Annotated in this window: 14 protein-coding genes; 3 read left to right on the top strand and 11 right to left on the bottom strand. The window is 66.9% G+C overall.

Annotated elements, in window-relative coordinates; genetic code table 11:
• Window positions 1-100 precede the first annotated feature (100 nt).
• The 9 genes from QX041_RS01190 to QX041_RS01150 form a co-directional block, all read right to left on the bottom strand.
• Window positions 101-973: a helix-turn-helix domain-containing GNAT family N-acetyltransferase gene (locus QX041_RS01190; RefSeq protein ID WP_315715649.1), complete on the bottom strand. Its 873-nt coding sequence runs from the start codon at window positions 971-973 to the stop codon at window positions 101-103.
• Between the two features lie 244 nt (window positions 974-1,217).
• On the bottom strand, window positions 1,218-2,153 hold the full coding sequence (locus QX041_RS01185; RefSeq protein ID WP_315715648.1) for a sugar-binding protein: 936 nt from the start codon (window positions 2,151-2,153) through the stop codon (window positions 1,218-1,220).
• Between the two features lie 83 nt (window positions 2,154-2,236).
• On the bottom strand, window positions 2,237-3,334 hold the full coding sequence (locus QX041_RS01180; protein WP_315715647.1) for an ABC transporter permease: 1,098 nt from the start codon (window positions 3,332-3,334) through the stop codon (window positions 2,237-2,239).
• Complete coding sequence (locus tag QX041_RS01175; protein ID WP_315715808.1) at window positions 3,334-4,089, bottom strand: ATP-binding cassette domain-containing protein; 756 nt, start codon at window positions 4,087-4,089, stop codon at window positions 3,334-3,336. Before QX041_RS01175 ends, QX041_RS01180 begins: the two co-directional genes overlap by 1 nt.
• Before the next feature lie 46 nt (window positions 4,090-4,135).
• Entirely contained in the window at window positions 4,136-5,458 is a 1,323-nt protein-coding gene (gene xylA, locus QX041_RS01170; RefSeq protein ID WP_315715646.1) for a xylose isomerase, read from the bottom strand.
• Window positions 5,459-5,462: 4 nt separating this feature from the next.
• Window positions 5,463-6,911 carry a xylulokinase gene (xylB, locus tag QX041_RS01165; RefSeq protein WP_315715645.1) on the bottom strand — a complete coding sequence of 483 codons (1,449 nt, stop codon included), beginning with the start codon at window positions 6,909-6,911 and terminating at the stop codon, window positions 5,463-5,465.
• Window positions 6,912-7,029: 118 nt separating this feature from the next.
• Complete coding sequence (locus QX041_RS01160; protein ID WP_315826457.1) at window positions 7,030-8,058, bottom strand: LacI family DNA-binding transcriptional regulator; 1,029 nt, start codon at window positions 8,056-8,058, stop codon at window positions 7,030-7,032.
• Window positions 8,059-8,380: 322 nt separating this feature from the next.
• Entirely contained in the window at window positions 8,381-9,553 is a 1,173-nt protein-coding gene (pobA, locus tag QX041_RS01155) for a 4-hydroxybenzoate 3-monooxygenase (protein WP_315715643.1), read from the bottom strand.
• 170 nt (window positions 9,554-9,723) lie between these two features.
• A complete protein-coding gene (locus tag QX041_RS01150) occupies window positions 9,724-10,644 on the bottom strand; it encodes a helix-turn-helix domain-containing protein (RefSeq protein ID WP_315715642.1) in 921 nt (306 codons plus the stop codon).
• 133 nt (window positions 10,645-10,777) lie between these two features.
• On the opposite strand from QX041_RS01150, the gene QX041_RS01145 reads away from it, so the two are divergent.
• Entirely contained in the window at window positions 10,778-11,941 is a 1,164-nt protein-coding gene (locus tag QX041_RS01145) for a cytochrome P450 (protein ID WP_315715641.1), read from the top strand.
• A gap of 103 nt (window positions 11,942-12,044) precedes the next feature.
• On the opposite strand, the gene QX041_RS01140 is transcribed toward QX041_RS01145, so the two are convergent.
• Complete coding sequence (locus tag QX041_RS01140; RefSeq protein ID WP_316164308.1) at window positions 12,045-13,163, bottom strand: NADH:flavin oxidoreductase; 1,119 nt, start codon at window positions 13,161-13,163, stop codon at window positions 12,045-12,047.
• A gap of 181 nt (window positions 13,164-13,344) precedes the next feature.
• On the opposite strand from QX041_RS01140, the gene QX041_RS01135 reads away from it, so the two are divergent.
• Window positions 13,345-13,668 carry a winged helix-turn-helix transcriptional regulator gene (locus tag QX041_RS01135; protein ID WP_409977936.1) on the top strand — a complete coding sequence of 108 codons (324 nt, stop codon included), beginning with the start codon at window positions 13,345-13,347 and terminating at the stop codon, window positions 13,666-13,668.
• Between the two features lie 20 nt (window positions 13,669-13,688).
• On the opposite strand, the gene QX041_RS01130 is transcribed toward QX041_RS01135, so the two are convergent.
• Window positions 13,689-15,173, bottom strand: a complete 1,485-nt coding sequence (locus tag QX041_RS01130; protein ID WP_315715638.1) for an AMP nucleosidase — start codon at window positions 15,171-15,173, stop codon at window positions 13,689-13,691.
• A gap of 251 nt (window positions 15,174-15,424) precedes the next feature.
• On the opposite strand from QX041_RS01130, the gene QX041_RS01125 reads away from it, so the two are divergent.
• On the top strand, window positions 15,425-16,267 hold the full coding sequence (locus QX041_RS01125) for a shikimate dehydrogenase (protein WP_315715637.1): 843 nt from the start codon (window positions 15,425-15,427) through the stop codon (window positions 16,265-16,267).

Here is a 16,267-nt window from a genome sequence, read left to right as displayed (position 1 = left end):
ACCACCCTACCAGTTGCTCATCGCTTAACGCCGAACAGGGCGATCTGGTCCGTGGCTGGACTGGAGAACGGCGGGGCGCAGGCGCCGCGCGAGATCAATCTTAGAGCTGCTTCTCGAAGAACAGGTCCGGATAGGGATCGTCGTTGAAGCGGTCGATCTCCGTCCAGCCGGCGCGGCGATAGAGCTGGACGGCCTCGGCGAGCGCGCTGTTGGTGTCGAGGCGAAGAATGCTGATCGAGAGCGTGCGGGCAGCCTCTTCGGCCGCGTCCATCAGGCGGCGGCCGAGGCCGAGGCCGCGCGCGGCGGGCGCGACCCAGAGCCGCTTGATCTCGGCGACATCGCCGCCGCTGCCCTTCAGCCCGACACAGCCGAGCGGCAGGCCGTCGGACAACGCCACGAAGAAAGCCCCGCGCGGCGCCATCATGTCCAAGGCATCGGGATCGCGCGACAGCGACACATCGAAGCCGCGTTCGAAGCGCCGCGACAGCTCGGCGTAGTACTCGCCGAGGCAGTAGCGCGACTGCTCGCCGCGCGGATCAACCTCGTCGATGGCGATGCGGCTGCGTCCCAGCGCGGCCGCGACCAGGTCCATCGCCGCCAAGAGCGCTTCGGGCTGCCCGTGACGCGCCAGCATCGATTCGGCCTGAGCGTTGGAGAGCGTCTCATAGGCCTCGAATTCGCGCCGCCCGGCGGCTGTGAGCCTGGCGATGCGGCGGCGCGCGTCGTCGGGATGCGGCCTGGTCATCACCAGCCCCTCCTCCTCCAGGCTGCGCAGCAGCCGGCTCATCAGCCCGGAATCGAGTGCGAGATAGTCGCGCAGCTCGGCCACGTCGCTGCGGCCATGGCCGATTGCATTGAGCACGCGGGCCGCCCCGAGCGGCCGACCGCGCCCGAGGAACGAGGTGTCGAGCGCGCCGACCTCCGAGGTGACGGCGCGGTTGAAGCGGCGGACGCGGGAGATGGGGTCGAGCATAATATCTGACTTAAGTCAGATATTTCCGTCTGTCAATTGTGCCCGTAGTCGAGTGCAGGCGGCCGCTCCAGCCTCTGTCGTCATTGCCTGCGCAAGCAGGGCATCCAGTACGCCGCAGCGTTTCGATTGATCACAACCGTCATGTCCGGTCCGCGGGTACCAAAAGCATCCCCAAGCAAAAAAGGGCGGCCCAGCCGCCGGCCGAAGCCGGTTGCCGGACCGCCAGGTTTTCCCCGGGAGGAACTCAGTTCAAAAGCTTGGCGACGTTGTCCTTGGTGACGAGGTCGAGGCCGGTGTAGATCACCTCCGGCACCTTCTCGCCCTTCTTGATCGCGAGCAGCGTGTCCATCGCCTTCTCGCCCATCTCGAACGGACGCTGGCCGGTCAGCGCGTTGGAATAGCCGTCGCGCAGCAGCTCGAGCTGCATCTTCAGCGTATCGGCAACGACCAGCGTCAGCTTGCCAGCGTCGATGTCCTTGCGGTTCTTGTTGACGAAGGCCTTGTAGCCCTCGGGCGCGAACATCGGCCAGCCGCCGATCGGCACGATGGCGCCGAGATCCGGCGTCGCGGTGCGCAGATCGGCCATCTGCTGCACGGCGAGCGCGGGATCGTCGTTGCAGAAGGTCGGCGAGCCCGCCACTTCCGTCCACTTCGAGCCCTTCAGCGCCTCGCGCACGCCGTCGACGCGCTCGGCAAGGTTCTTGGCGCCGGGACCGCCGGAGACGACGGCGTACTTGCCGCCCTCAGGCCGGAGCTCGCGGAGCTGCTTGCCGAGCGCGAGGCCGAAGTCCTTGTTGTTGGTACCGATATAGGCAATGCGCTTCGAGCCCGGCGCATCGGCGTCGAAGGTGATGACGGGAATGCCGGCCGCCGTCGCCGCCTCGATCGATTTCGTCATCGATGGAACGTCGGCGACCGAGATGGCGAGGCCGTCGACCTTCTGGGTGATGAAGTCCTGGATGATCTGCGCCTGCGTGGCCGGCTCGTGCTCGACCGGGCCCTTGTAGATGCACTCGACATTGCCGAGCTCCTTGGCGCGCTTCAGACAGCCGTCGCGCGCGACGTCGAAGAACGGATTGTTCATCGCCTTCGGCACGATGGCGAAGCGGTATTTGGTCTCGGCCTGCGCCGGGGCCATCAAAATCGCGAGCGATGCGACCGCATAGAGCAGCTTCTTCATGGGTTTCCCTCCTCCATGTCTATCCCTGATCATTGTCTGTTCCGGGTGAGGATAGACGCGATTGTCACCCCGGCCAGTATTCGTCACAGCAGGCGCGCGCGGATACGATCCACAAGCACGGCGGCGATGATGATCACGCCGACCAGGGTCTGCTGCCAGTAGGAGTTGACCTGCGCCAGCACCAGCCCGTTACGGATCACCTCAAGCAGGACGCAGCCGACGATGGCGCCGAGCGGACCACCGAGACCACCGGCGAGGTTGGCGCCGCCGATCACGGCCGCGGCGATCACGTTGAGCTCGTAGGACGTCGCCATGTTCGCGGGCGCCGATCCGAGCCAGCCCGAGATGATGATGCCCTGCAGGCCGGCGGCAAGCGCGCCGATCACATAGACCTCGATCTTCACCCGGGGCACGGAGACGCCGGTGAGCTCCGCGGCCTTCTCGTTGCCGCCGATCGCGAACACGTGGCGGCCGAACGCGGTGTGGTGCAGCACCAGCGCCATCACCAGCGCCAGCACGATGAGATAGATGAAGGGCGCCGGCACGCCGTACACATCGCCCTGCGTCAGCGCATAGAAATAATCGGCGTCGGGGCCGCCGGGGAAGCTGCCCTTGCCGTTCGAGATCACGTAGCTGAGACCGCGCACGATCGACAGCATGCCGAGCGTGGTCACGAACGGCGACAGCCCGAGCAAGGCGATGCAGACGCCGTTGATCAGGCCGACGACCAGCGAAACCGCCAGGCCTGCCAGCACCGAGACGATCAGGATCAGGCCGGGCACGTTCGCGACCACGGTCTTGCCGTCCGCGGCGAGATGCACGAACAGCGACGACTGCGGCATCCCCGGCGTCGATAGCGTCGTCATCACCATCGAGGTGATCATCGCCGCGAAACACATCATCGAGCCGACCGACAGGTCGATGCCGCCGGTAATGATGACGAAGGTGATGCCGAGCGTCGCGATGGCGATGAAGGAGAAGTTCTTGGCGACGTTCTGCAGATTGCCTTCGGTCAGAAAATAGGGACTGGCGAAGCTCATCACGATGATGAGGGCGATGAGCGCCAGCGTGACGTAGGCCGTCTGCGAGGCGAACACGCCGCGGTGCCACCATCTGATGACGCCGACATTGGTGAAGGTGACGTCGGTGCCGGCGGAGCTGGTCTCGGATGGAACGGACATCACGCCGCCTCCTTGGCGCCAGTGATCAGCGCGGTCACTTCCTCGGGGCTGGTCTCGCCGACCGGCTTGTCGGCCTTCTTTTCGCCGCGGCGCATCACCACGACGCGATCGCACACCGCGAAGATGTCAGGCATGCGGTGCGAGATCAGGATGACGGCTATACCCTGTTCCTTCAGGCGATGGATCAGGCTCAGCACCTGCTCGACCTGGCGCACCGAGATCGCCGCGGTCGGCTCGTCCATCATCACCAGTCTGGCGTTGGACAGCCGCGTCCGCGCGATCGCCACCGCCTGGCGCTGGCCGCCCGACATGTCCTTGACGAGATCGTGCGGCCGCGTCTCGGAGCGCAGCTCGCGAAACAGCTCCAGCGCGCGCGCCTCCATGCCCTTGTGGTCGAGCAGCGCCAGCGGGCCGAAATTGCGCTTCAGCTCGCGGCCGAGAAACACGTTGGCCGCTGCCGTGAGGTTGTTGGCGAGCGCCAGGTCCTGGTACACGACCTCGATGCCGACGCTGCGCGAATCCATCGGGCGATGGAAATGCACCTCGCGGCCGCCGAAATGGATCGTGCCCTGGCTCGGCGGAAAATTGCCGGCGATGATCCGCACCAGCGTGGACTTGCCGGCGCCGTTATCGCCCATCAGGCCGACGACCTCGCCGGAGCCGATCGAAAGATCCACGCCCTGCAGCGCGCGGATCGCGCCGAACTGCTTGCCGATGCCCTTCAGCTCAAGGACCGGCTGCGCGGCGGTGCTCATCACGGCGCGCTCAGCGTCATTCGTCATCGTGCGCAGGCTGCTGTCGTCAGACATAGCGGTTCACCACGCTTTCGAGATATTCCTGCCGGCCGGACCGCGGCTGCGGATCGAGGCCGGTGTTGACGGCGCGGTCGGCGAGCTCGGCGAGCGAGCGGCGGCCGGCGAGGATCGCCTGCCCCTCGTCGCCGTCCCAGCCGGCGTAGCGCCGCGCCAGCGGCGCGGTCAGCGCACTGTCGGTCAGCATCTCGTCGGCGGCGATCAGCGCCCGCGCGCAGGCATCCATCGAGCCGACATGGGCGTGCAGCAGGTCATCCGGATCGATCGACTGCCGGCGGATCTTGGCGTCGAAATTCAGCCCGCCCGTGGTGAAGCCGCCGCCCTTGAGCATGTCGTGGAACACCAGCGCCAGCTCCGGCACGTTCATCGCGAACTGGTCGGTGTCCCAGCCGAGCAGATCGTCGCCGCGGTTGATATCGAGGGAGCCGAACACGCCGAGCGCCTGCGCCAGCGCGATCTCGTGCTGGAACGAATGACCGGCGAGGATGGCGTGGTTCTGCTCGATGTTGAGCTTGACGTCGTTCAAAAGGTCATAGCGCTGCAGGAAGCCGTAGCAGGTGGCGACGTCGAAATCATACTGATGCTTGGTCGGCTCCTTCGGCTTCGGCTCGATCAGCAGCGGGCCCTTGAAGCCGATCTTGTGCTTGTGCTCGACGACCAGCGCGACGAAGCGGCCGAGCTGGTCGAGCTCGCGCTTCATGTCGGTGTTGAGCAGCGTCTCGTAGCCCTCGCGGCCGCCCCACAGCACGTAGTTGGCGCCGCCGAGACGATGCGTCACCTCGAGTGCGGCACGCACCTGTCCCGCCGCGTAGGTGAACACGTCCGGATCCGGATTGGTCGCGGCGCCCGCCATGTAGCGGCGATGCGAGAACAGATTGGCGGTGCCCCACAGCAGCCGCACCTTGGCAGACGCCATCTTGTGCTCGAACAGATCGCCGATCGCATTGAGATTGGCAACCGACTCCTTCAGCGTCGCGCCTTCCGGCGCCGCATCGACGTCGTGGAAGGTGAAGAACGGCACGTCGAGCAGCCGGAACAATTCGAACGCCACGTCGGCCTTGGCCCGCGCCATCGCCATCGCGTCGTCGCCATGCTGCCACGGCCGCAGGAAGGTCTCGCCGCCGAACGGATCGCTGCCCGGCCAGCAGAACGAATGCCAGTAGCAGACCGCGAAGCGCAGATGATCCTCCATCCGCTTGCCCCGGATGACGCGATCCTTGTCGTACCAACGGAACGACAGCGGGCTGCGTGACTCGGGCCCGCCATAGCTGACGGTCGCGCCGGTCTGGAAGAAGGGGGCCTGGACGTTCACGACGTTACTCCTTGAGAGCAGGATAGAGCTTGCGCCATTGCGCGTAGGCGGCGTCATATGCCGCGCGCTGCGGCGCGCGGGGTTCGAAACTCTGCAGCCGCTGCGGCTTGCGGCAGACATCGGCCGGTGCTGCGCCGGTCGCGGCAAGACGGCCGAGCCGCGCGGCGCCGATGGCGGCGCCGACCTCGCCCTCCTCGACCCGGTGCACGGTGACGCCAAGCACGTCGGCCATGATCTGCGCCCACAACAAAGAGCGCGAGCCGCCGCCGACGAGATCGAGCTCTGTGATCGGCTGCGCGCTGCGCGCGAGCGCGGCGAACATGTCGCGTGAGGCAAACGCCACGCCCTCCAGCACCGCCTGCACGAGATCACCGCGGCCGGCGGCGCTGCGCAGGCCGACCAAGGCGCCGGCGGCATGGGCATCGTTGTGCGGCGTGCGCTCGCCGTCGAGATAAGGCAGGAACTGCACCGGGCTCGGACGTTCGACGCTGATACCGAGCGGCGCCAGCAGTGCGGCTTCCGGCGTCTCGAGAAGGCGCGCCAGCCACGCCAGCGAGGCCGCGGCCGACAGCATCACGCCCATCTGATGCCAGAGACCGCCGAGCGCATGGCAGAACGCATGCACGGCCGCTTCCGGCGCCGGCGCGAAGCGGTCGGTCACCCGGAACAGCACGCCTGATGTGCCGAGCGACAGGAAGGCATCGCCGGGCGTGATGGCGCCGAGCCCGATTGCGCTCGCCGCGTTGTCGCCGGCGCCGCCCGCGATCACGACGTCAGCGCCCATGCCCCAGCGCCGCGCCAGCTCGGGCGACAACGCGGCACTGCGCTCATTGCCCTCGACGAGGCGCGGCATGTGATCGAGACCGAGCCCGGTCGCCGCCAGCAGTTTCTCCGACCAGCGCCGCGCGCCGACATCGAGCCACAGGGTGCCGGCCGCATCCGACATGTCCTCGACCATCTCGCCGGACAGCCGATAGCGCACATAGGCCTTCGGCAGCAGCACCTTCGCGACCTCGGCAAATATCTTCGGCTCGTGCTTCGCCACCCAGACGAGCTTCGGCGCGGTGAAGCCGGGCATCGCGAGGTTGCCGGCGATGGCATGCAGTTCGGGACAGCGGCGTTCGAGCTCGGCGCATTCGGCTTGCGAGCGGCCGTCATTCCACAGGATCGCCGGCCGCAGCGGCCGACCGGTGCGGTTCAGCAAGGTCGCGCCGTGCATCTGGCCGGACAGGCCGATGCCGCTGACGGCAGCGGTCTCGCGCGGACGCTCCCGCGCGAGATCATCGACCGCGCCGATAACGGCCTCGACCCAGTGATCCGGATTCTGCTCGGACCACAGCGGCTGCGGATGCGACAGCGCCAGCGGCCGCGCGGCGCTCGCGATCAGCGCGCCCGTCTCGTCCTCCAGCACGGCCTTCACGCCGGATGTGCCGACATCCAGTCCGAGAAACACGTCTCCACTCCTCCCACCGACCGCAAGGCGCTTCGGCGATCTGCTGTCGCCTCGAAACCAGCACCTCGGTCTCTTCTCATTCCGTGCTCAGGCCGACCGCGTCATCGCGGCCATCCGCTCACGGCAGATTGTCCCGCATCACGATGTCGATGCGGATCGTCTCCTGTTCGCTCAGGATCGGCTCGCCGCGCGCCAGCGCCAGGAGCACGCGCACCGCGGAGCGCGCCTCGTGTCCCGGGTTCTGCGAAATCGCCGCGTCCATCACGCCGTTCAACAGCAGCTTGCGCGTCAGTGCCGTCACGTCGTGGCCGACGAACACGATGTCGTCGGCGCGCCCCGACTCGGTCAGCGCCTTGGCGACGCCGGCCGTGCCAGCGCCGACATTGTAGAGCCCGACGATGTCACGATGCTCGGTCAGCAGCTTGCGCATGAGGTGCTCTGAGCGATCGTCCACGTCATGCCCCTCAGCGACCGGCAAAACCTCAAGTTGCCGAAACTCCGCCGCGAGGACCTGGCCGAAGCCGAAGATGCGCTCGGCATGATCGCGCAGGCTTTGCGAGCCGGCCATGATCGCGACCCGCCCCGCCTTGCCGCCGGCGAAGCGTCCGACCAGCGCGCCCGCGGTGCGGCCGGCGGCGATGTTGTCGATGCCGACATAATGATGCCGTCGCGACGACGGCACGTCCGACACCAGCGTCACCACCTTGGCGCCGGACTCGACGAGATCGTTGATCGCCGCGCGCACGCTCGGATGATCGAGCGCCACCACCGCGACGCCGTCGACCTGACCGACGAGCTGCTCGAGCTTCGCGGCCAGCACGGCCGCATCGAACACGTCCGTCGTGACCACATCGACCGTGAGCCGGCGCGCGGCCATCCAGCTCGTCAGATCGCCGAGATGCGCCTGAATCTGCTGCATGAAGGGATTGGCGCCGGACGGCATCACGAAGGCAAAGCGCCGCGCGCGGGCACGGGCGAGTTCGGAGGCCGCCGCATGCGGCTGGAACGCGCTGCGCTCCATCGCGTCCTTGACGCGTCGCACCGTATCCGGGCGCACGCCGGGCCGGTTGTGCAGCACGCGATCCACAGTGGCGAGGCTCACGCCCGCCTGCCGCGCAATATCCCGCAATGTCAGCGGCGCGTTCATGCTCCTCCCCTTTGGGTTGAGGACCATAGCGCGGTTTTTGAGGTACGCAACTCATTTTTGAGGGCGGGCGGGGAAGCCGACAGACTGAGGCAGCCGGCGCCAATCCCGACAGCGCGTCCCCGATCGTCTGCCCCCTCCATCTCGAGCTGAGCGAAGTTGCACCAGCCGAAGCAGCCGCAGGCGGATGGGCACAAAGCCAATCGCCAGCCTGCCTCAAACCGCTCCCTGGGTATGGGTCCCGGCGTTCGCCGGGACGACAGCGAGGCTGCTGATGCGTGATGAGATCAGGCAGCGCAGGCGAAACGCGTCGCGATAACCCCGCTCAGAACGGCAGCCCGACATAGTTCTCCGCCAGCGACCGCTGCGCGGCTTCGGACGAGAACAGATAGGCGAGCTCGGTGTCCTGCAGTCTGTCGTCGTAGGACAGCCGGTCGGGGAAACGATGCAAGAGCGTCGTCATCCACCAGGAGAAGCGCTGCGCCTTCCAGATCCGCGCCAGCGCCCGCTGCGAGTAGCCGTCGATGCCGCGATCGTCGCCTTTCTTGTAGTGGTCGAGCAGCGCATGATAGAGATAGTAGATGTCGGACGCAGCCGAGTTCAGCCCGCGCGCGCCGGTCGGCGGCACGATATGGGCGGCGTCGCCGGCCAGGAACAGCCTGCCGTAGCGCATCGGCTCGGCGACGAAGCTGCGCAGCGGCGCGATGCTCTTCTCGATCGAGGGCCCGGTGATCAGACGGCCAGCGATCTCCGCCGGCAGCCGGCGCTTCAGCTCCTCCCAGAACGCGTCGTCGCTCCAGTCCTCTACCTTGTCGGTGAGCGGCACCTGGACATAGTACCGGCTCAGCACCTGCGAGCGCAGCGAGCACAGCGCGAAGCCGCGCTCGTGCTTGGCATAGATCAGCTCCGGCGACACCGGCTTGGTGCGCGACAGCACGCCGAGCCAGCCGAATGGGTACACCCGCTCGTATTCCGTCAGCTTGTCGTGCGGGATCGACTTGCGGCTGACGCCATGAAAGCCGTCGGCGCCGATGATGTAGTCGCAGTCGATGCGGACGACCTCCTCGTCCTGACGGTAGGTGACGAAGGGCTTGTCGGAAGCGATGTCGTGCGGCGTCACGTCGGCCGCGTTGTGCACGACCTTGCCGCCGAGCTTGTCGCGGGCCTCGTAGAGATCGCGCGTCAACTCGGTCTGGCCATAGACCATCACCGAGTTGCCGCCGGAATATTTGTGCAGGTCGACGCGATCGAGCTTGCCGTCATGGGCGATGTAGAAACCGTGATGGATCTCGCCCTCGCGGTCCATGCGCTCGCCGCACTGCGCCTCGCGCATCAGCTCGGCAAAGCCGTGCTCGAGCACGCCGGCACGGATGCGCGACAGCACGTAGTCGCGGCTGGATTTCTCCAGGATGATCGTATCGATGCCCTGCAGATGCAGGAGCTGCGACAGCATCAGGCCCGACGGGCCTCCGCCGATGATGCAGACTTGGACTTTCATGGGCGTGTTCTCCCGGATTCGCAGACGCAGGCTTGTTGGGTATGCTTTTCAGTCGCGGATTTTAGCAAGGAATGCGCAGGGATCACTTGGATGGACGCGGCATTCTCTTGCACTTTTCCGACACCATGCCGCGATGCACAACGACCGCCGCATGGTATCGGCGGCGCCGATCAGCCTGCCGGCGGCGCCGCGTCGTCTCCGACGCCCATCGCACGGCGATAGTCGCGCGGGCTCGCCCCGGTGTGCCGCTTGAAGAAGCGGCAGAAATAGGCCGGGTCCTTGAAACCGAGCTCGAACGCCAGCTTCGACACCGGCGCCGCAATATAGGTGAGCCGCCGGCACGCCTCGCGCGCGAGCCGCGCATGCACGATGTCGAGCGCGGACTGACCGGTCTCGGCCCGCGTCAACCGATTGAGCCGCTCCGGCGTCATGCCGAGTTCGTCGGCGTAGCGCGCCACCGACCAGTGATCGCGGTGATGCGCCTCGACCAGCACGATGAAGCGGGTGAACAGCGCGGCATGCCCGCTGCCGCGCCGCGCGCCTTGCGACTGCCGCGCGCTCTGCTGCGCCAGCCGCCACACGATCGAGCGACCGAGCCAGTGCGGAACCGGCGAGGCCGCGGAATCGGCGGCGGCGAACTCGTCGGCGAGGTCGACGAACAGCGCGGCGATGCGCCGCGTCGCGACCGCCTGTGCGTCGAGATGCAGGATCTGCGCGGTTGCGAACAAGTCGCGCAACGCCTCGCCGGTCGCCGGCACGTCGCCCTCCACCACCGCCCGCGGATTGAACGTCAGCACATAGCCGTCAGTGTCGCGCGAGAAGCGGAAGGCATGGACGACGCCGGGGGGAATGATCACGGCGACCGGGCCGGTACAGCGCTCGCGGCTTTCGTCCAGGGCGATCTCGGCCGGACCGGCAGCGACCCAGAGGATCTGGTGCAGGCCCTGATGGGTGTGCGCCTCGATCTCCCAGCGATACAGCTTGCTGCGCACCTGGATCGGCTCGACATGCAGCATGTCCGGCTGCGCGGCCGACGCTTCGCCGTACAGCGCGAACGCGGGGATCGACGGCTTGGTGCGAAAGCGGGGCATGAGCGAGAGCTAACCCCGAATGTCGGAAAAGTACAAGTCTTGGCCGGCTATCGTGTCTCACGCCGCGGCCACGGCTCGGCTAGATCAGTGAAAAGAACAACAACGACCACACTCAATGGAGAGGAGGCCCAACATGTTCGCGTTCGACCCATATTCGCCTGCGGTCGATGCCGACCCGTTCCCATTCTACAAGACGCTGCGCGACGAGCACCCCTGCTTCTGGAGCCCGCAGGCCCAGGTGTGGATCCTGTCGCGCTATGCCGATGTGGCGGCGGCCGGAACGAACTGGCAGACCTATTCGTCGGCCAAGGGCAACCTGATGACCGAGCTGCCGAACCGTGCCGGCGCGACGCTCGGCACCACCGACCCGCCGCGCCACGACCGGCTGCGCGGCCTCGTCCAGCATGCCTTCATGAAGCGCAATCTGGAGAGCCTGTCAGGCCCGATCCGCGACATCGCGCGCGACTGCGCCGAGGCGCTGCGCGGCCAGGACCGGTTCGACTTCATCGAGGCGTTCTCCTCGAAATTCACCGTGCGCGTGCTGTTCGCCGCCCTCGGCCTGCCGCTCGGCGACGAGCAGACGGTGCGCGACAAGGCGGTGCTGATGGTGCAGAGCGATCCGGTGAGCCGCGCCAAGGGACCGCAGCACATCGCAGCCTACAACTGGATGCAGGACTATGCGGCCGGCATCATCGCGGAGCGCCGCGCGCGGCCGCAGAACGACCTGATCTCGCATTTCAGCATGGCCGAGATCGACGGCGACAAGCTCGACGAGCGCGAGGTGCTGCTGACGACGACCACGCTGATCATGGCCGGCATCGAGTCGCTCGGCGGTTTCATGACGATGTTGGCTTACAATCTCGCCGATCACGCGGAGGCGCGCCGGGCCGTCGTCGCCAATCCCGACCTGATGGCGGACGCCGTGGAAGAGTCGCTGCGCTTCAACACCTCGGCGCAGCGCTTCCGCCGCTGCCTGCAGAAGGACGTCACCCTGCACGGCCAGACCATGCGCGAGGGCGATTTCGTCTGCCTCGCCTACGGCTCCGCCAACCGCGACGAGCGGCAGTTTCCCAATCCGGATGTCTATGACATCAGGCGCAAGCCACGCGGCCATCTCGGCTTCGGCGGCGGCGTGCACGCCTGTCTGGGATCGGCGATCGCGCGCATGGCGATCAAGATCGCGTTCGACGAGCTGCACAAGGTCGTGCCGGACTATCGCCGCACCCAGGAGCAACTGCCCTGGATGCCGTCTTCGACCTTCCGCAGCCCGATGTATCTCGAGCTGACGGTGCATTAGTCATCGCGAGGACTAATGGCAGGCTCGAGCTCGCGCCTCGCTGACGGTACGCCCCCTCGCCCCGCTTACGCCGGACGAGGGGCACCAACGGGTCTACAAGAGCTCAAACCAGCGCGCCGAGATCCGCTGCGCTGAAGCCCTTCAGGCCCGCCTTGTCGCCGGCCTTGATCTTGGCGACCCATTCGGCATCGCTGATCAGCGCGCGGCCGACCGCAATGAGGTCGAACTCCTCCTTGGCCATGCGCTCCAGCAGCGCATCGAGATCGGCCGTCGTCGACGGCTTGCCGGCGAAGGCCGAGAAGAATTCATCGGACAAGCCGACCGAGCCGACGCTGATGGTCGCAGCGCCCGTGATCTTCTTGGCCCAGCCGGCGAAGTTCAGGCCCTTCTCGCCGTCCACGTCCGGGAATTCCGGCTCCCAGAAACGGCGCTGCGAGCAGTGCAGGATGTCGACGCCGGCCGCGACCAGCGGCTGCAGCCAGTCGGCCATCAGCGCCGGCGTCTCGGCGAGGCGCGCCGCATAGTCCTGCTGCTTCCACTGGCTGACGCGCAGGATGATCGGGAAATCGGGACCCACCGCCTTGCGGATCGCGGCGACGACCTCGCCGGCAAAGCGGGAGCGCTCCTTGATGGTGGCGCCGCCATAGCGGTCCTCGCGCTGGTTGGTGCCGGACCAGAAGAACTCGTCGACCAGATAGCCGTGCGCACCATGGATCTCGACGGCGTCGAAGCCCGTGCGCTTGGCGTCGGCCGCGGCTTGCGCGAATGCGGCAACGGTGTCGGCGATGTCGTTCTCGGTCATCGCGTTGCCGCGCGGCTTGCCGGGCGCAACCAGCCCGGATGGGCTCTCGACCGGCGCATCGGGCTCCCAGCGGCTCATGCCCTTGGTCGAGCCGGTGTGCCAGATCTGTGGCGCGATGCGGCCGCCGGCGGTGTGCACGGCGCTTGCCACGTTCTGCCAGCCCGCCAGCGCGGCATCGCCGTGGAAGAAGGGAATATTGGGCTCGTTGCGCGAGGCCGGGCGGTTGACGACCGTGCCCTCGGTGAGGATCAGCCCCACGCCACCTTCGGCGCGGCGGCGGTAATAGGCGGCGTTGGCCTCGCCGGGAACGCCGTTCGGCGCGGCGTTGCGGGTCATCGGCGCCATGACGATGCGGTTCTTCAGCTCCAGCGACTTCAGGCGAAACGGACGAAACAGCACGCTGGTATCGAGGTCGGACATTCAGGGGGCTCCATTGCGTTCGGAACCGCTCCAGTATACTTCGTAAACCTGAAGTCAATCAGGCACCCGAAGTCGCTCAGGTATATCGGAGGAAACTGCTGTCGTGACCGCCGCATCGACATCACAGACCGCCCCGCTCCGCTGCAAGCCGCAGCACTTCTCGTCGGAATGTCCGAGCCGGGTGCTGATCGACCAGATCGCCGACAAATGGTCGATGATGGTGCTGGCCGTGCTGGACTCCGGTCCACTGCGCTTCAACGCGATCAAGAAGCAGCTCGAGGGCGTCACCCAGAAGGCGCTGACGCAATGCCTGCGCCGGCTCGAGCGCAACGGCCTCGTCGCCCGCGAGGTGATCGCGGACTCGCCGGTCGCGGTTCAGTACGAGATCACGCCGCTCGGCCGTACCCTGCAGCCCCCGTTCCGCGCGCTCTATGCCTGGACCATCGCCAAGATGCCGGAGGTCGAGCAGGCCCGGCAGGCCTTCGACGAGCGCCGGAGTCGCTGATCCCAGGCGGCCAAAGGCCGCTACTGGAAGGCCACCTCCGCGAAGCTGCGCAGCTTGCGCGAATGCAGCCGCTCCGACTCCTGATGCTTCAAGAGCTCCAGCGCCTTCAGCCCGATCTGGAGATGCTGGCCGACACGCTGGCGATAGAAGTCGCTCGCCATGCCGGCGAGCTTGATCTCGCCATGCAGCGGCTTGTCGGAGACGCAGAGCAAGGTGCCGTAGGGCACGCGGAAACGATAGCCGTTGGCGGCGATTGTGGCCGACTCCATGTCGAGCGCGATGGCGCGCGACTGCGAGAGGCGATGGATGACGGCCGGGCCGGAGATCTCCCAATTGCGGTTGTCGACGCTGGCCACGGTGCCCGTGCGCATCACCCGCTTCAGCTCGAACCCGGAATAGCCGGTGACCGTCTCCACGGCCTCCTCGAGCGCGACCTGCACCTCGGCGAGCGCCGGGATCGGCACCCAGGGTGGCAGCTCCTGGTCGAGCACATGGTCCTCGCGGACATAGCCGTGCGCCAGCACGTAATCGCCGAGCCGCTGCGTATTGCGCAGGCCCGCGCAGTGGCCGACCATCAGCCAGGCATGCGGCCGCAGCACCGCGATGTGGTCGGTGACGTTACGCGCGTTCGACGGACCAGTACCGATGTTGATCAGCGTGATGCCCTGGTGCCCCGGCTCGACGAGATGAAGCGCCGGCATCTGCGGCGTGCGCGCCGGCGCGGAGCCGGTGGTGCCGCCGCCGAGACGGGCATTGCGGGTGATGACGTTGCCCGGCTCGACGAAGGCCTCGGCTGCGCCCTGCCCGGCCGCCAGTTGCTGGCGGCCCCAATCCGCGAAGGCGTCGACATAGAACTGGTAGTTCGTGAAGATCACGAAGTTCTGGAAATGGTCGGGATCGGTCCCGGTGTAGTGATAGAGCCGGCGCAGCGAGTAGTCGACGCGCGCGGCGCGAAACAGCGACAGCGGCTCGGGCATGCCGGGCTTCAGTCCGAGCGTGCCGTCGGCGATCGCATCGTCCATGGTCGCAAGATCCGGAGCGTCGAACACGTCGCGCAGCGAGCGCGTCACCAGCGGGCTCTCGTGGTGCGGAAGCGCCGTCTCGATGTTGATGTCGCGGCGGTAGGCGAAATGCACCGGGATCGGCTCGGCCGACTCGCCGATCTCGACCGGCACGCCATGATTCTCGATCAACAGACGGATCTGCTCGGTCAGGTACGAGCGGAACAGGTCCGGCCGCGTGACGCTGGTCTCGTGCACGCCGGGCCCCGCGACGAAGCCATAGGCGAGACGCGAGTCGAGCCGGGCGTGACTTGCGGTGGTCAGCCGCACGAAGGGATAGGTCGCGCGGATCCGTGTCGCCGGCACGACGCCGTTGGCATAGGCCTCGAAATGACCGCGCAGGAAAGCGGTATTGCGCTCGTAGATCTCCTCGAGCCGGGCCACCGCGGCGGCCGCGTCGGTGAAGGTTTCTGTTGCCACGGGGGGCGGAGATTGGACAGTCAATGGCGATCCTTTGTATCCGGCGGACGGTCGTCGAGGCAGACTTGCGCAATCATAGAAATCACCCCTGGCTTTGCCCAGGGGGGCGGGTCACGCGACGACGCCCATGAACTGGACGTTGAGCCATGATGCGCTGCATTGCGACAAGGATTTGTGGCCGAATGTTTCAATTGCCTGTGCGCGTCATTGCTCATAAGACGGTTTCACATTGGCCGGAACAGGTCGATATCTGAAAAGGGAGGTCATCGCGCAGCATGTCGCAAGCGAATGGATTCGGATTGGCTGGCGTCATCGGCATGCCCGTCGCTCATTCCCGCTCGCCCACGATCCACAATTTCTGGCTCAACGCGCACGGCCTGCGCGGCGCCTACGTCCCGCTCGCGGTTCAGCCGGAGCGGCTGAAGGATGCGCTGGCTGGGCTGGTGGCGCTCGGATTCCGCGGCTGCAACGTGACCATGCCGCACAAGCAGACGGCGATGCCGCTGCTGCACCGGGTCAACGACACCGCACGACGCATCGGCGCCGTGAACACGATCGTGGTCGAAGCGGATGGCACGCTGAGCGGCTTCAACAATGACGGCAACGGCTTTGTCCAGAGCCTGCGCGATGCCAGGCCGAACTGGCGCGCCGACGAAGGCCCTGTTCTCTTGCTCGGGGCCGGCGGTGCAGCGCGCGCGGTCGTTGTGGCGCTGCTGGAGAATGGCGCCCGCGACATCCGCATCAGCAACCGCACCACCGAGAAGGCGCAGTCCATCGCAGCCGAATTCGGGACGGCCATCAGCACGGTGGCGTGGGATGATCGTTCGGCGGCAGTCGCCGATGTCGCGCTGCTCATCAACAGCACCGATCGCGGCATGATCGGAAGGCCCGCACTGGAGATCGATCTGGGACGACTGTCCGCGAAGACGCTCGTCGCGGACCTGATCTACACACCGCTCGAAACGCCCTTCCTGGTGGACGCGCGCGGGCGCGGCTGCACGACGGTGAACGGGCTCGGCCTGCTGCTCAACCAGGCCCGCCTCGCCTTCGAGGCCTGGTTCGGGGTTCTGCCCGACGTCACGCCCGAACTGATCAAGGCGATTCAGGCGACGTTCTGA

It is taken from the genome of Bradyrhizobium sp. SZCCHNRI2009 (assembly GCF_032485115.1).
Taxonomy (GTDB): Bacteria; Pseudomonadota; Alphaproteobacteria; order Rhizobiales; family Xanthobacteraceae; genus Bradyrhizobium.
The sequence above is the reverse complement of the archived record's forward strand: the minus strand, read 5'-3'. Positions and strand labels throughout refer to the sequence as shown.

Bases quoted from the DNA above. Each gene is read 5' to 3' on its own strand.
- QX041_RS01190 (WP_315715649.1), bottom strand. From the start codon at position 973: ATGCTCGACCCCATCTCCCGCGTCCGCCGCTTCAACCGCGCCGTCACC.
- QX041_RS01185 (WP_315715648.1), bottom strand. From the start codon at position 2,153: ATGAAGAAGCTGCTCTATGCGGTCGCATCGCTCGCGATTTTGATGGCC.
- QX041_RS01180 (WP_315715647.1), bottom strand. From the start codon at position 3,334: ATGTCCGTTCCATCCGAGACCAGCTCCGCCGGCACCGACGTCACCTTC.
- QX041_RS01175 (WP_315715808.1), bottom strand. From the start codon at position 4,089: ATGAGCACCGCCGCGCAGCCGGTCCTTGAGCTGAAGGGCATCGGCAAG.
- QX041_RS01160 (WP_315826457.1), bottom strand. From the start codon at position 8,058: ATGAACGCGCCGCTGACATTGCGGGATATTGCGCGGCAGGCGGGCGTG.
- pobA (WP_315715643.1), bottom strand. From the start codon at position 9,553: ATGAAAGTCCAAGTCTGCATCATCGGCGGAGGCCCGTCGGGCCTGATG.
- QX041_RS01150 (WP_315715642.1), bottom strand. From the start codon at position 10,644: ATGCCCCGCTTTCGCACCAAGCCGTCGATCCCCGCGTTCGCGCTGTAC.
- QX041_RS01145 (WP_315715641.1), top strand. From the start codon at position 10,778: ATGTTCGCGTTCGACCCATATTCGCCTGCGGTCGATGCCGACCCGTTC.
- QX041_RS01140 (WP_316164308.1), bottom strand. From the start codon at position 13,163: ATGTCCGACCTCGATACCAGCGTGCTGTTTCGTCCGTTTCGCCTGAAG.
- QX041_RS01125 (WP_315715637.1), top strand. From the start codon at position 15,425: ATGTCGCAAGCGAATGGATTCGGATTGGCTGGCGTCATCGGCATGCCC.